This window comes from Pedobacter sp., assembly GCF_965227205.1.
In the GTDB taxonomy this organism is placed as follows: Bacteria; Bacteroidota; Bacteroidia; order Sphingobacteriales; family Sphingobacteriaceae; genus Pedobacter.
In genome coordinates this window covers 3,119,986-3,135,018 of the sequence record NZ_OZ245727.1, presented here as the reverse complement: position 1 = coordinate 3,135,018, position 15,033 = coordinate 3,119,986, and the positions used below count along the sequence as shown (strand labels likewise).

Below are 15,033 nucleotides of genomic sequence, written 5' to 3'. Positions count from 1 at the left end.
GCAGATTTATAGTAGCAGGTTTGAAATGTACAGGCTCTGACGAAGCTTTTGCCTTTTTCAAGGCTATTGCGACACTACTCTTTTCAGGTATAGAAATTGTTATCTTCGTCATTAAATTCATAAACACAATAAATATGTTGCTAAACGTCAAACGCAGAACCAACTTCAAGATTACAACAGGCATGATGCTGTTGATAACTCTTTCCTCAATTCTATTTAAAGAATATTTGGAAATTGGTATTCTCCTTCCCAGTTAACGTATGTCTTAACGTGGTGTCAAATAGTAAAACGTATCATTCCGACCTTCTGCCCCCTAAATCTTTATTAGTTAATATCCATTATTATATTGTCTGTTTTTATATTTTTCTATCAAGTGTCTTTCATAGGGTAAGATCTAACTTACATATCCACATAATCACACATCCCACCCCAAAAAGATGAAACAAGCAAAAAAGAGAGTAGCGTAAAATTTATTCTTCTAAAACTAATAAATTTAAATCACCCATAAAATATTTTATCCGCTTTGCGAATACCAAAAACTAAAAAATACAAAACCCTTGCCTCCGCTTAATGTTAATAGAGAAAGCCTTTCAAAATGTCAATATCAATTAGTAAAAAGCATGCAAATAATTATGACAATTAATCCTTAATACAGATTGGATTAGGCTTTCATTTTGATAAAATTTTTAGCAATTTTGCCGATTGGAATTTTGCCTTTTTTGTGGCTTGTAATTCCTCAACTTTTTTAAAAAATATGAGCAATAAATCTATCGACCTTGGCGAGCAAAAAGATGTAGAAGTTTACGGTGCAAGGGTACATAATTTAAAAAATATCGATGTTAGTTTCCCACGAAACCAGATGGTTGTAATAACCGGTTTGAGTGGTAGTGGCAAATCTTCTTTGGCTTTTGATACCATTTACGCCGAAGGACAACGCCGTTACATGGAAACTTTCAGCGCTTACAGTCGCCAGTTTATGGGCGGCATGGAACGCCCCGATGTAGATAAGGTTTCGGGCTTAAGTCCGGTTATTGCCATAGAACAAAAAACCACCAGTAAAAATCCACGCTCTACGGTGGGTACCATTACCGAGATTTACGATTTTATGCGTTTGCTTTATGCTCGTGTTGCAGATGCTTACTCGTACAATACCGGCGAGAAAATGGAGCGCATGAGCGAAGATCAGATTCTGCAAAATATTTATAAAAAGTTTGATGGTGTTGCCGTAAATATTCTTGCTCCGGTAGTTAAGGGTAGAAAGGGGCATTATCGTGAGTTGTTTGAGCAAATCCGTAAGCAAGGTTATACTAAAGTTCGTGTTGATGGAGAAATCAAAGACATCACTGCTAAAATGCAAGTCGACAGGTATAAAATTCACGACATCGAGGTTGTAATCGATAGGTTAATCATCGACGAGAAAGATAAAAAACGCCTGTTAGATTCCCTTCAAATTGCCATGAAAATGGGTAAGGGTGTTATCAAAATCAGCGATAAGGATAATAATGTGGCGCATTTTAGTAAATTCTTAATGTGCCCAACCACCGGAATTTCTTACGATGAACCTCAGCCAAACAGTTTTTCATTTAACTCGCCTTATGGTGCTTGTGAGCGTTGTGATGGTTTAGGTTATATTTTCGTAGTAGATAAGGAATCGGTAATGCCAAATCCGAAACTGAGCATTTTAAATGGCGGTTTGGCTCCGCTTGGCGAATACCGCGATACCTGGATGTTTCAGGTTTTAAAATCATTATCAAAAAAATACAATTTCTCTTTATCTACGCCGATAGAAAAATTAAGCGATGAGGTTATCAATATTATTTTAAATGGTACTCACGATTTAATAAAGGTTGAGGTAGAATACAATAAATGGAACGTACAGAATTATAACATCACTTTCGATGGAATAATTAAAATGCTTGAAGAGCAAAACGAGAAAAGAAGTGAAAGTGCTGTTGATGATTTGGAAGCTTTTAGAAAACTTAAAACCTGCCCTGAATGTAATGGCGCAAGGTTAAAAAAAGAAAGCCTGCATTTTAAAGTTGATGGTAAAAATATTTTCGATTTGTCGTCGATGGATATTAATAACCTTCACAAATGGTTTGAAAATGTTGATGAACGCCTTTCTGAGCGTCAGAATATTATTGCCAAAGAAATTTTAAAAGAGATTAACGCCCGTATTGGATTTTTAACTGATGTTGGTTTAACTTATTTAACGTTGGATAGAACTGCTCGTACACTTTCTGGTGGCGAAGCACAAAGGATTCGTTTGGCAACGCAAATTGGTTCGCAATTGATGAACGTAATGTACATTCTTGATGAGCCAAGTATTGGTTTGCACCAACGCGATAACGAACGTTTAATTAATGCACTTAAAAATCTTCGCGATTTAGGCAATACCGTTCTGGTTGTAGAGCATGATAAAGACATGATTTTGGAGGCCGATTGGGTAATTGATGTTGGTCCGGGAGCAGGAATACACGGTGGAACAGTTGTTGCAGAAGGAACTGCAAAGCAAATCTTAAAATCGAATACTTTAACGGCACAATACTTAAACGGTAAAAAAAGCATCGAAATCCCTAAAGTTAGGCGCAAAGGTAACGGTCATAAATTATCAATCGTTAAAGCCCACGGACATAATTTAAAAGATGTTTCTGTCGATTTTCCGCTTGGTAAATTTATTGCAGTAACTGGCGTTTCGGGTAGTGGTAAATCGAGTTTAATTACCGAAACTTTGTACCCAATTTTAAATCACCATTTCTTTAGGGCTAAGAAAACGCCTTTGCCTTACGAGAAAATTACGGGTTTAAAAGAAATTGATAAGGTTATTGAAATTGATCAGGCGCCGATTGGTAGAACGCCACGTTCAAATCCATCAACTTATACAGGTGTTTTTTCTGATATCAGAAACCTATTTGTTCAATTGCCTGAGGCTAAAATTCGTGGTTACAAGCCTGGTCGTTTCTCTTTTAACGTAAAAGGTGGCAGATGCGAAACTTGTCAGGGTGGAGGAATGAAGGTTATTGAAATGAATTTCTTGCCTGATGTACAAGTGCCTTGCGAAGAATGTGGTGGTAAAAGATATAACCGCGAAACTTTAGAAGTGCGTTATCGTGGAAAATCGATTAGCGATGTATTGGATATGAGCATTGAAGATGCTTGTGTTTATTTTGAGCACATTCCGAACATCTACCGTAAAATAAAAACCTTAAAAGATGTTGGTTTAGGCTACATTACTTTAGGTCAATCTTCGGTTACTTTATCGGGTGGTGAGGCGCAACGTGTTAAGCTTGCAACAGAATTATCGAAAAAGGATACAGGTAAAACTTTCTATATTTTAGATGAGCCAACAACCGGTTTACATTTTGAAGATATCAATGTGCTTTTAGGTGTGTTGCAGGAACTGGTAGATAAAGGCAATACAATTTTAGTCATCGAACATAATTTAGATGTGGTTAAAGTTGCCGATTGGGTGATAGATTTAGGTGAAGAAGGTGGCGCAGGTGGTGGAAGAATTTTATTTGAAGGAACGCCTGAAGGTTTAATTCAGAATCCAATTAGCTTGACTGGGAAGTTCTTGAAGAAAGAGATGGGATTGTAGATTGGTTAATTGTAGAATTGGTTAATTGAGCCTTGGTTATTTGCTGAATTTGTTATTGGTTCATTGCTGGTCTTCGACTATGCTCAGACTGACAACCGAAAATGAAATTTGATAATTGATTAAATTCCCGTCATTGCGAAATCGATTTTTCATCGATTGAAGCAATCTCATTCGAGATAATTTTCCAGAGATTGCTTCGTACCTCGCAAAGACGAATTCGCTAATATTGATTTTTATGAAATAAATTAACCTTCAGAATGACAGAGTTTTTTAAGATACCCGTTTCCGTCATTGCGAGGAGGCACGACGAAGCAATCTCTACTCGTAAAAATTCTCTAGACTATATTATGTTCAAATTTTAAGAACCTACTTTTTAACCGCTCCCAATACACCTAATACAAATCCAATAATTCCAGACAGGAACAAATACGATACAGGAATCATAATTGCCCTGAATATTGCCCCCTTTTTAGAGTATGGGTGGCCAGCGAAGAATTGGCTATAAAACCAAACGCTGTAGATTATCGTGCCCAAAGCAATAAATACATAGTATATATAAAATAGCACGATAATATTAGTGTAGAATATGGTTAATACCGAAAAAAACAAACCAAAAATTAGTTCACCTGCAGTTTTATAAGAGTTTAAAACTAAATGCTCGCTGTAATTTAACTTAGCTTTTCTAAACCATAAAAAGCTAAATAACGAATAGATAGGTATTAAAATTAAGATAACAAGCTTCGGATATTTTGTTGTGAATTTCTCTATTGAATTCATGGTTTGCTGCATGCTTTTTGGCATTAAATCCGTAATGTGGACTTGCGTATACTGCGACAATAATCCAGATGTAGCCAGAATAACTACGATCAGTGTTACGAAACTAAAGAAACGTGCTCTTTTACCCTGAATAAATTCACGAACGCTATGCCCTGGTCTGGTAAAAAGTTCTTTAATGGTATATAAAACACCTTTATCAACATGCCAAATGCCATGAATGAAATCATGTTCAACAAAATGTTTTAAAGAGTAACGGTGTGTGCTTGATTTCTGCCCACAACTTTGGCAATAATTTTCGGTAAGCTCACGATTGCAGTTTAAACAATTGTGATGAAGTGCAGGAGCGTTTGAATCCACTAGTTAATTTGTCTAGATTTTATTTCAGTGTTTATTTGGCCGAAACGGATAAGTATTGGTAATAAGGTTATCATACTTGCCGGAAGCACAGCAATTAGTCCAAAGTTTTTCTTCTGGACGGCTACATACAAAATTACACTAAATGATAAAAGCAATACGATGCCAAAACCAATTGCAACACCTTTTAACAAATTTCTTTGCTTAATTAGTGATTCAATACTTTGGTCGGATAAGTTATTATTTTTCATAGATAGTTTGGTTTATCTAAACAGAGCCGAATTTAGTAAAATTCGGTTAAAGTTTATATAAACTTTTGGTTACTTATGAAATTGCTTTTTTTAAGGATTTTATAGTTATAAAAAAAGCGCAACCGTTGCCGATTGCGCTTCAATGTATTTTAAGCTTGAGGTTCTAAGTATTGTGCATAACAATAACCTTCTTCTCCATCTTTAGTACGCACTAACCACCACAAATCATTGCTGCGGTTTACAAGCGTAATAATTTCATCATGTGCAGCTTTACCAACAATTGGCTGGTCAGTTCCCGGACCTTTACGGATATTTAAATTGCTGCTTTTTGTAATTACTTTTGCATGCGTTACCGCAACATCAATTGATACGTTAACGTTTAACACTAAATCGCCAGAAGCAAAATTCGGGTCAATTTGATTGTATATTTCCCAAAGATTATCCTTTGTTGTTGCATTAGCTGCTGTACCATCAACATATAAAATTCCATCTTGTTCGCGTACTGCTAAATCTGAAATTCCGGCAGAAACTGCTGCATCGGTTAACGCTTTATATTTTTCTTGTAATGCCATTGTTCAGGTTATTTTACGGTTAATTTATTGTCGATTTTTTTAGGTTTTAATGCGCTAAGTTGTTGCATTAATGTAATTAGAGATGCTTTTTTAATTTCTCCTGTTAGCAGAACCACACCATCTTTAACCTCGGCTTTTACTGTCGGGAAATCTTTAGTTGCATCAGCAACGTTTTTAGTTAAAGCTGAGTCTTCTGCAATAACTACAGGCGCTACGGCTTTAATTGTTAAGCTGTTAATAACCGATTTAACGCCTTTGTCCGCTTTAGCAATTTCTTCAGCTTTAGCTTTTGCAGCCTCATCGGCAACTTCGCCGGTAAGCGTAACATCACCTTTGGCTACTGCTACAGTAATTCCTGCAGCTTCTTTAGCTTGCACAGCAGACTGAATATCTGCATCTTTTGGTTTACAGCTGGCAAAAAATAGCGTAGCTGCGATAACCGCACTCATTAAAAATTTAGTTGTTTTCATCCTTTAATATAATTGTTTAAAATTTTTAATCGTAGAATCAGTTTATTTAGGGATAACTGATTTAAAGTTTAAACAAGGATGATTATTTCGAAAGAGGAATATAAGAATTGCCTTTTATTGAGTTTTTAAAACGGACAATTATTTATTCACATTTTATCAGAAGTATTAATTAGCTACAACAACATTCTTTCCTAACGTTTTGAATTTTATACCTGTTGTTTGGGTAACCGTTATTGTGATATGGCCAGTTTTACTCGTGTTAATATCGCTTACTATACCAGATTTACCTTTGTGTGTGCCGTTAATAACCATACACTTATCTCCATCTTTTAGTATTGATACTTGTTGTAAATCCATAATTCAGGTATTCTTAACTATTCCCAATTTTTAAAAGGATGTTTGGTTAAATTTGAATTGTAGTATTTCTTATCATGAGTAACTTCTTCGGCAACCCAGTCTGGGAGTTCAAATTGTTCATCTTCTGATAAAAGTTCAATTTCAGCTACGATTAAGCCTTTGTTATCGCCTGCAAAAACATCAACCTCCCAAAGTTTTCCTTTATGAGCAATTTCATATCTTACTTTTTCTAATTCAGCTTCTGAAAAGTTATCCAGCAATTCATTTCCTTCTTGCAATGGGATTTCATATTCAAATTCCAATCTCGATGCACCAACAGAAATGCCTTTTATGGTTAACCAGGCAGTTTTATCGGCAATTCTTACTCGGATGGTTTTATTCGGGTCAGTTAAAATGTACCCTTGCCTTAGCTGCTTTCCGCTTGGTTTATCTAATCCTTCCCATTCGGCTACCTTTATTAGGAATTTGCGTTCTATTTCCTGCCCCATTATTTAGCACGCTTTTGTAAGTCTGTAATCGGCAAGCTAATTAATCTACCAACAGCCTGTTTGCCTTTGTAAGAAATGATACGCAGCATACTTGCATCTTTTGGTGGCGTAATTGCTGAAGTATATTTAGGGTAAAAACGATCTGGAGTAGAATTATCGAAGCTGTAATAAATGTCTAAACCTTCAATTTCTGGGGTTAATTCTATCATTAATTGTTTGTCAGGAGATCTTTTTACATTAATAGATGGATCGTAAATCGCTGCAGAGTATTTGGTTTCAGCTAAATCTAAACGCTTGAAGTGTTGTTCTGTTCTATCTACAAAATTTACCCAATTTTTCTTTTCAATTGGGCTCCAAACCGATTCTGATATTGCAAATGCTCTCGGCCAAACCATATATTGAACCTGGCGGAAATTAAAAATCTGCTCCGTCCATAAATTTGCCTGACCACCAATAATGTATTTTGGATCGGCACCTGCCGGAATTGGGTTAAACTGGTAAGTTTTATTTAAACGTAGAGAAGCATAAACTTTAGGTTCTGTAATTACGTCGGCCTGCATATAATCCAAATAGGCAAAATCCGTCGGACTCATAACCACATTATGTTTATCTTTTGATGCCTGAATACCATATTTTAAACCTCTCCAGCTCATAACAGAGGCAGTCGGCGATACACCACCTTCTAAAATTTCATCCCAACCCATAAACTTTTTACCTTTTGAAACTACGATTTGCTCTACACGTTTTTCAAAATAAGCCTGCACCTGCGGAATGGTTTTTAAGCCTTCACGTTGCATTAGTTGTTTAACTTGCTCGTTTTTCTCCCAGAAATTATGCGGTGCTTCATCTCCACCCATGTGTATGTATTCGAAAGGGAAAAGTTTTGCAACCTGTGTAATCACTGAATCCAGAAAAACATAAACCTTTTCATTAGCGGGACAGAGTGTGTTATCAACCAGTGCTAAAGGTGGCGCACCACGGCTCCAATCCATAATTTTTTCTCCAGAACGAACTTTGTAATTCACCGCATCTGGGGTACAAGATAATTCAGGGTAAGAAGCAATTGCCGCTAAACTGTGTCCGGGAACGTCGATTTCGGGCATAACATTTACAAAACGTTCTTGCGCATATTGTACAATTTCCTTTATATCTTCCTGAGTGTAAAAACCGCCATAAGTACGAGGCTCATCTGCGGTAGGCGGAATAAAATCGCCAAAAGTTCCAACTTTTTTTACGCTCCATGCGCCAACTTCAGTCAGTTTAGGTAAGCCTTTTATTTCGATTCTCCAACCCTCATCATCTGTTAAATGCCAGTGTAATAAGTTAAACTTATAGCGAACCATATCATCAATGAAACGTTTAACTTCATCTTTGGTGAAAAAATGGCGGGCAACATCAAACATCAATCCTCTCCAACCAAGTTTTGGATAATCAATAACATCAACGCAAGGCGCTTTCCATTTTACATTGCCAACCAATTCCTTGCTTTCAATCTCCGCAGGAAACAATTGAATTAAGGATTGTATGCCCCAAAAAATCCCGGCAGGTTTATTTGCGGTTACTACAATTTGTGCTGGATTAACATTAAGCTTGTAACCCTCATTTCCAAGTTGAGCATCTTCCTGAGTATTTAGAATTAACTTGATTGTTGGGTGCGCTGCACTGTTTGCAGTACTCACAAATTTTCCGGTTGCAGTAGTTATTCTATCTGTAAGAAAAGCAATAGATTGTTTCAATTCGCTACTTTTTACAGCATGAATGATTACATTTTCAGGCAAAGTAAAAGTGCCGGTTTTCTTCATTAACGAAACCGGTTCTGGAATTATGGCTATTGGCGTTTGTACTGCAATAGCATCTCCGTCGCCAATTTCAGTTTCATTTACTATGGTTTGGGCATATCCACTTATTGTGAAAATGCAAAAGGAAACAATCAGGAATAGCTTTCTCATTAAATATTTTACTGATGATTAATTGAAAATTATTAATCGGCAATTTAATAAAAAAGATTTAGATGGGTTTTTTGGAAGGATTTTAATCAGTAATATTAATTCTAATGTTTCGATTTTTCTATCTTTTTACCTGTTAGTTTTAATTCTAATAGAATAAGTAATATATACGCAACTAATAGCAACAAGGAAATGAAGAAATCATCTATACTTCCTGATTTTACAACTACTGCCAAAAATGATGATACAACAAGTATTGATAAGAATAGAAAAATCAATACGGTAAAAAAAGAAGGCCTAAGTTTGTAATAGGTTATACTATTGTCTTTAGGAAAAGATATGATTATTTTTGGAAGAATTGTTTCGAATGAAGTTTTAATTCTCGTAAACTTTAAGTTCTTATCATTTTCATTTCCAAAAAAGTATTTATCCGACCCAATATTTGAAGTCTCAAATAAAATATCTAAAGATTTATTTCTTCGAAGACTGCGACTTCTTAAACATTTCTCTAAATTTTGTTTCTCGAATTGGTCTGTGAAATATATTCGTTTAATGTAGAGCATTAATGATTTGTTAGGTTACTAAATAACGGCTGAGTGTTTATTTACTTTGTAATCGCGTTGATAAAAGCATTGTGCAAATTCTTGCTAAATGGACTCTGTTTATCTTTTAAACGTTCGGGATGCCATTGTACAAATAGTAAAAAACCTTTTCCTTCGGGATCTAAACGCTCCATTGCTTCAGCAACTCCATCGGCCGTAATTGCACTTACAACAAAATCTTTGGCAACTCTATCTGTACTCTGGTGATGGTTACTGTTTACTAAGCCTTTATCGGTATTTACAATCTGGCTTAACCAGGAAGATGGATTTACAATAATCTCGTGGTATCTATCGCTTTTATCAGGCATTTTAGAGTGCGCAAATTTTCCCCAGGTAGGAATGTCGGGGATTAAGTTACCACCGAAAAATACATTTCCAACTTGCATACCTCTGCAAATGCCTAAAACCGGAATACTATTCTCTTCAGTGTAGGTTAGAACTTTAAATTCAAATTCATCGCGTTGCTCATCAATATCGTCATCGTAGCAGTATGGATAATATTCTGGCTGATTGTAAAACCTCGGGTGAACATCTTCGCCACCGGTTAAAACAATGCCATCACATTTTTTTATATCATCGAAGTTATTAAGCTTGTAACCGAGCTGAATTACTTCAACACGTTCATCGTAACTTAAAACCCAGTCGCGATAGATTTCAAATTTGCTGCAATCGGTAACACCGATAATAATTTTATCAGACATTTAATTCTTTCTTTATTGATAAAAAGATAATGCCCTAAATTAATGGAATTCGGCCGAAATCGCAATTAGAGATTTGAGAAATTATTCGCTGGTCAACTCACCACGAAGCGATTTTTCCATCAGTTTTTTACTCTCTTCAATTGGTAAACCTAAGCCCATAACAAACATAAGTTTGGTTACGGTAGCTTCAAAAGTCAAGTCATAACCGCTTAAAATGCCCATTTGCTGTAGTTCTCTACTGGTTTCGTAACGGCCTAATTGTACAGAGCCTTTTTTACATTGAGAGATATCTACAGTGATTTTATCCTTTGCAATCGCTTCTTTTAGACTGTCTAAAAACCATTCAGCCGTTGTGGTATTTCCAGAACCAAAGGTTTCCAGAATTATTGCATCTACTTTAGATTCGGTAATGGCCAGTACTGCTTGCGGCGTAATACCAGGATAGAGTTTAAGCACACCAATATTTGAATTGAAGTTAGTGCGGAGTTTCAAGCTTTCTTCAGGAGTATCTAAAATGTAGTTTTTATGAAATTGTAAGTGAACACCAGCTTCGGCTAAAAGAGAATAATTTGGCGAACGGAAAGCCTCAAACTTTTCGATATTGTATTTAATAGAACGGTTACCTCTAAATAATTGTGCATCAAAATAAATGCAAACTTCTGGTACAAGCGCTTTACCGTCTTCTTTTGTTGCGGCAATTTCTAAGGCAGTAATTAAATTTTCCTTCGCATCGGTTCTGATTTGTCCGATAGGTAATTGCGAACCCGTTAAAACGACAGGTTTGCCCAAGTTTTCTAACATAAAACTCAATGCAGAAGCTGTAAAAGCCATCGTGTCAGAACCATGAAGGATTACAAAGCCATCGTAAGCATCGTAATTGCTGTAAACAAGTTCGGCTAAGGTTTTCCATATTTCAGGACTCATGTTTGATGAATCCAAAACAGGTTCAAAAGAATGAACATCCAAATGATAATTTAATCGGCTCAGTTCTGGAACGTTATTTTTTATTTGTTCAAAATCAAAAGGAATTAACATTCCATTATCCGGATCGTTCACCATACCGATGGTTCCACCGGTATAAATTATCAAAATTTTAGTCATTTGGTTGGTATAGGTTGCTCAGCGCAAAAGAACGCAAAAGATTTGTAATTCGCAGATTAGTTTTCAATGAATTAACAATTAATGCAGGTTTTGCACCATTCTAGGGGGCAGGGGGAGGATTTATTAACTTAAGGGAAAACAAAAAAATATTGTCATCCTGAGCTTGTCGAAGGACAAATGTTTTTTATTTTTCAATTGTAAAAAAGGTCTTCGACAGGCTCAGACTGACAACTTCTTTTCTTAAATCAATGACGTAAGGGCAACACTGAAGACTTACCTACGACTAGCCTATATAAAATTTTCGAAAATGAATGTTTACACTCCAAAAATCTTTTTAGAATTGGCTGTAGTAATATTCGCTATTTCTTCTACCGATACATTATAAATTTCGGCCAGTTTTTGGGCAACATAAATCAAGTAACTGCTTTCATTTGGTTTGCCTCTAAAAGGAACAGGAGCAAGGTATGGCGAATCGGTTTCCAATACTAATTTATCTAAAGGAATATTTGCTAAAACCAAGTCTAAACCTGCTTTTTTATAAGTTACAACACCGCCAATTCCTAAATAGAAATTTAAGTTTATGGCTTGGTTGGCTTGCTGCTCATTTCCGGTAAAGCAATGAAAAATCCCTCTAAGTTTATCATCTTTCTCTGCTTCTAAAACCTCAAAAACTTCATCAAAAGCTTCTCTGCAATGTATTACAATTGGTAAGTCTAAATTTTTTGCCCAGTTTATTTGTTTGCGAAAAGCATCTTGCTGAATACCTAAAGTGGTTTTATCCCAATATAAATCAATACCAATTTCACCGATGGCGTAAATTTTTCTACCATTAATGCTGTTATAAATTTCTTGCAGTTGTGTCTCGTAGTCGTCTTTTACATCGCAGGGGTGCAATCCAGCCATCGCGAAACAGTTCTCTGGATACTTTTTTACCAAATCATCAATCATTTTAATCGATGCAACATCAACATTCGGTAAGAACAATCGGTTCACATTGTTTTCAAAACAACGCTCCATTAACTGAGCTCGTTTTTCTGCGTCTTGTTCGTAATATAAATGTGTGTGTGTATCGGTAAAAATCATTTGGCAAAGGTAAGGATAAAGCTTTGAAAGGTAAATTGCTGATGGATTTTAAAAGTTATCTTTTAACTATTAATATTTTGGAAATGAATGCTTCGGTGCGTTTGGCGGTTTGTAGTCCTGCTTTTTGTTACTCCCGATGAAAAATCGGGAATCACTCCAATCACGTTTAAGAACTGGGGTTTTTCGCCAGAGCTAAGCAAACTTACGAAGTCTATTAGCATTCTGTTTAGTTAGACTTCGTAAGTTTTTCAAGCCAAACCACCCCCGCCCCTCCTTAAAAAAGGAGGGGAGCTTCCCTCAGAGTTTAGGCGATTTCCATTGTTCTTAGCCCCGACATACGCGGAAATACTTTTGGCTTTTTAAACTTACGAAGTCTATTGAGTATCTTGTTTAGTTAGACTTCGTAAGGTTCATAAAAAGACAAAAAAATAAGTAAAAAATAAAGCCCCAGAATTATAAATCCTGAGGCTTAGAAAAATATTTTATTTAATTATTGTACCGGAGCAGCTTGTGGTTGTGCTGCAACTGGTGCACCAGCCGGACCTTTTTTAATTGCTTTGATTTCGATATCGAAAACTAATGGAGTGAATGGGTTGATTGGACCACCACCATTTTCGCCATAACCTAATTTAGAAGGAATGATGATTTTAATTTTACCACCAACACCAATTAATTGAACACCTTCTACAAAACCCGGAGCCAATTGGTTTAAAACTAATGGACGAGCAGCATATTGTGCCATTGGAGAGTGAATTCCTGCTTTTTTAGCAATTTTCTCATCAGAACTGTCGAAAACATTTGGATCGCCATTGCTTTTTTTGTTTGTAAACTGACCAGTATAATCAACGATAGCAGTATCTGTTAATGCAGCTCTTTCTGCATTACCTGGTTTTTCGATAATATATTGTAAACCTGATGCTGTAGTTTTAACATCTAATTTATTCTCTTCAACATATTTTTTAATTTTGGCGTTTTCGTTGTTTTTGTTTTTCTCGATTAAAGCCTTGTATTCTGTTTCAAAGAAATCTCTTTTCTTTTTTTCGAAAGTAGAATCTGCTTCGTTTGCAGCTTTGTGTAATACTTTTTCGATTTTAACTGTAAAAGTTGCGTAGTTAGATTTTAAACCTGCTGGTTTTGGTTGGCCAGAATATTTAGCCATCGAATCTAAATTTAATTTGAAAGATGCACTATCGCCTTCGCCTAACATTTTTAAAGCCGAAACTAAATCGCCTTTAAACATAGATTTGTTAATTGGGAAAAACGCCGGACGCTCGTTATCGTAAGTGTTTACCAAAGTAGAATCTGCATTTGTAGTACCCTCAACAGTTTGAACACCGTTTAATTTTACAAAATCGCCTTCTTTGATTTTTTCTTTGCCTTCATCTTTTAAGATTTTGTACTGCAAATCGCCTTCGCCCTTTTTGTAATTGTTACATGCAGCTAAACCCATTGTTGCTGCAAATAGAATAATAATTCCTTTTTTCATTATATTGTTAATTGTTTTTGGTCATGAAATTTGCTTTGCAACTTCACTATTATTTATATTTCTGTTATTAATTTATGCGATTAACTGACTTTTATAATCAGGTAAGATTGATTTAAATTGTTCAATAACTTCAGTTAATGATTTATCTGATGCACCTCCGGCGGCATTTCTGTGACCGCCACCATTAAAGTATTTTTTACAAATTTCGTTTGCAGGAAAGTCGCCTGTAGAACGTAAAGATAATTTCACTTTATCAGTTCTTTCGATAATTAATGCAGCTAAACGAATTCCATTTATAGATAAAGCATAATTTACCACGCCTTCAGTATCGCCTGTTGCACTGTGGTATTTTGCCAGTTCTTCTTTAGTAACCGTAATAATTGCAGTGTTAAATTCGTGAAAAACCTCTAATTTGTTTGATAAGCAATAACCCAAAAACCTTAAACGGTCTTCGCTGGCGTTATCATATACTAATTGGTGTATTTTCCAATGTTCTGCACCTAAATCAATTAAGTTTGCCGCAATGCGATAAACATTTGAGGTTGCTAACGGAAAGCGAAACGATGCAGAATCGGTCATTATACCTGTATACAAACAAGTTGCCACATCTTTATTAATACCGTCGCTATCATTGAGTTGGTTTGCAATGAAATCGTAAACCAGTTGTGCAGCTGCACAAGCGTTTATGTCCCAATGACGGTAATCATCAAAATCTTCTGGGTCAAGGTGATGGTCAATCATCACTTTTTTTGCAGATGCTGCTCTTACCAATTCGCCAAGCTCGTTAATTCTGCTTAGCGTATTAAAATCAAGGCAAAAAATTAGGTCGGCTTCTTCTACAAGTTTTGCAGCCTTTTCTTGTTCCTCTGTAAAAATTATAACATCAGCATTATTGGGCATCCAATGTAAAAATGTTGGATAATCGGTAGGTGTAATCACTTTTACGTGATGGCCTTTCTGTATAAGATAACCGTACAATCCTAACGATGAGCCCATTGCATCACCATCAGGTTTATGATGTGTAGTGATAACAATTTTCTGGGGCGAAGCCAGAATGGATTTTAATTCTGTTAATGTAAGCATAATTTTTGCGCTGCAAAGCTAATTAAATTTAGTGTTAGTTAAACTGTTATTTAATGGTTTAATTGCTTTTGTGTTTAACATCTTTATAAATTTTACGAACAATGCTTTAACGCATTTGTTTAATAAGTTGGTTTATACACGAAAGAGATTGTTATTTAGGCTTT

General features: G+C 35.7%; 13 protein-coding genes. 1 reads left to right on the top strand and 12 read right to left on the bottom strand.

Annotation, left to right across the window (positions count from 1 at the left end; translation table 11 throughout):
- Positions 1 to 754 precede the first annotated feature (754 nt).
- Complete coding sequence (gene uvrA / locus ACO05K_RS13395) at positions 755 to 3,598, top strand: excinuclease ABC subunit UvrA (protein WP_421944937.1); 2,844 nt, start codon at positions 755 to 757, stop codon at positions 3,596 to 3,598.
- Between the two features lie 366 nt (positions 3,599 to 3,964).
- On the opposite strand, the gene ACO05K_RS13390 is transcribed toward uvrA, so the two are convergent.
- From ACO05K_RS13390 to ACO05K_RS13335, 12 genes are all read right to left on the bottom strand, one after another.
- Positions 3,965 to 4,732, bottom strand: a complete 768-nt coding sequence (locus tag ACO05K_RS13390) for a DUF3667 domain-containing protein (protein WP_421944936.1) — start codon at positions 4,730 to 4,732, stop codon at positions 3,965 to 3,967.
- A complete protein-coding gene (locus ACO05K_RS13385) occupies positions 4,732 to 4,980 on the bottom strand; it encodes a hypothetical protein (protein ID WP_421944935.1) in 249 nt (82 codons plus the stop codon). The genes ACO05K_RS13390 and ACO05K_RS13385 overlap by 1 nt, the downstream gene beginning before the upstream one ends.
- 149 nt (positions 4,981 to 5,129) lie before the next feature.
- Positions 5,130 to 5,552 (bottom strand): SH3 domain-containing protein, encoded by a 423-nt coding sequence (locus ACO05K_RS13380; protein WP_421944934.1) that lies wholly within the window; start codon positions 5,550 to 5,552, stop codon positions 5,130 to 5,132.
- Between the two features lie 8 nt (positions 5,553 to 5,560).
- Complete coding sequence (locus tag ACO05K_RS13375) at positions 5,561 to 6,022, bottom strand: BON domain-containing protein (protein ID WP_421944933.1); 462 nt, start codon at positions 6,020 to 6,022, stop codon at positions 5,561 to 5,563.
- A 165-nt stretch (positions 6,023 to 6,187) separates the two neighbouring features.
- On the bottom strand, positions 6,188 to 6,379 hold the full coding sequence (locus ACO05K_RS13370; protein ID WP_421944932.1) for a KOW motif-containing protein: 192 nt from the start codon (positions 6,377 to 6,379) through the stop codon (positions 6,188 to 6,190).
- A gap of 17 nt (positions 6,380 to 6,396) precedes the next feature.
- Positions 6,397 to 6,867, bottom strand: a complete 471-nt coding sequence (locus tag ACO05K_RS13365; protein ID WP_421944931.1) for a CYTH domain-containing protein — start codon at positions 6,865 to 6,867, stop codon at positions 6,397 to 6,399.
- On the bottom strand, positions 6,867 to 8,816 hold the full coding sequence (locus tag ACO05K_RS13360) for a beta-N-acetylhexosaminidase (protein ID WP_421944930.1): 1,950 nt from the start codon (positions 8,814 to 8,816) through the stop codon (positions 6,867 to 6,869). Before ACO05K_RS13360 ends, ACO05K_RS13365 begins: the two co-directional genes overlap by 1 nt.
- 601 nt (positions 8,817 to 9,417) lie before the next feature.
- A complete protein-coding gene (locus tag ACO05K_RS13355; protein ID WP_421944929.1) occupies positions 9,418 to 10,116 on the bottom strand; it encodes a gamma-glutamyl-gamma-aminobutyrate hydrolase family protein in 699 nt (232 codons plus the stop codon).
- 81 nt (positions 10,117 to 10,197) lie between these two features.
- Positions 10,198 to 11,217, bottom strand: coding sequence for an asparaginase (locus tag ACO05K_RS13350; protein WP_421944928.1), 1,020 nt, complete (start codon positions 11,215 to 11,217; stop codon positions 10,198 to 10,200).
- A 315-nt stretch (positions 11,218 to 11,532) separates the two neighbouring features.
- Positions 11,533 to 12,300 carry a TatD family hydrolase gene (locus tag ACO05K_RS13345; protein WP_421944927.1) on the bottom strand — a complete coding sequence of 256 codons (768 nt, stop codon included), beginning with the start codon at positions 12,298 to 12,300 and terminating at the stop codon, positions 11,533 to 11,535.
- A 490-nt stretch (positions 12,301 to 12,790) separates the two neighbouring features.
- Positions 12,791 to 13,786 (bottom strand): FKBP-type peptidyl-prolyl cis-trans isomerase, encoded by a 996-nt coding sequence (locus ACO05K_RS13340; RefSeq protein ID WP_421944926.1) that lies wholly within the window; start codon positions 13,784 to 13,786, stop codon positions 12,791 to 12,793.
- A gap of 72 nt (positions 13,787 to 13,858) precedes the next feature.
- On the bottom strand, positions 13,859 to 14,869 hold the full coding sequence (locus ACO05K_RS13335; RefSeq protein ID WP_421944925.1) for a DHH family phosphoesterase: 1,011 nt from the start codon (positions 14,867 to 14,869) through the stop codon (positions 13,859 to 13,861).
- Positions 14,870 to 15,033 lie beyond the last annotated feature (164 nt).

Coding starts and splice junctions, on each gene's coding strand:
- uvrA (WP_421944937.1), top strand. CDS start 755: ATGAGCAATAAATCTATCGACCTTGGCGAGCAAAAAGATGTAGAAGTT.
- ACO05K_RS13385 (WP_421944935.1), bottom strand. CDS start 4,980: ATGAAAAATAATAACTTATCCGACCAAAGTATTGAATCACTAATTAAG.
- ACO05K_RS13380 (WP_421944934.1), bottom strand. CDS start 5,552: ATGGCATTACAAGAAAAATATAAAGCGTTAACCGATGCAGCAGTTTCT.
- ACO05K_RS13375 (WP_421944933.1), bottom strand. CDS start 6,022: ATGAAAACAACTAAATTTTTAATGAGTGCGGTTATCGCAGCTACGCTA.
- ACO05K_RS13370 (WP_421944932.1), bottom strand. CDS start 6,379: ATGGATTTACAACAAGTATCAATACTAAAAGATGGAGATAAGTGTATG.
- ACO05K_RS13365 (WP_421944931.1), bottom strand. CDS start 6,867: ATGGGGCAGGAAATAGAACGCAAATTCCTAATAAAGGTAGCCGAATGG.
- ACO05K_RS13360 (WP_421944930.1), bottom strand. CDS start 8,816: ATGAGAAAGCTATTCCTGATTGTTTCCTTTTGCATTTTCACAATAAGT.
- ACO05K_RS13355 (WP_421944929.1), bottom strand. CDS start 10,116: ATGTCTGATAAAATTATTATCGGTGTTACCGATTGCAGCAAATTTGAA.
- ACO05K_RS13350 (WP_421944928.1), bottom strand. CDS start 11,217: ATGACTAAAATTTTGATAATTTATACCGGTGGAACCATCGGTATGGTG.
- ACO05K_RS13345 (WP_421944927.1), bottom strand. CDS start 12,300: ATGATTTTTACCGATACACACACACATTTATATTACGAACAAGACGCA.
- ACO05K_RS13340 (WP_421944926.1), bottom strand. CDS start 13,786: ATGAAAAAAGGAATTATTATTCTATTTGCAGCAACAATGGGTTTAGCT.
- ACO05K_RS13335 (WP_421944925.1), bottom strand. CDS start 14,869: ATGCTTACATTAACAGAATTAAAATCCATTCTGGCTTCGCCCCAGAAA.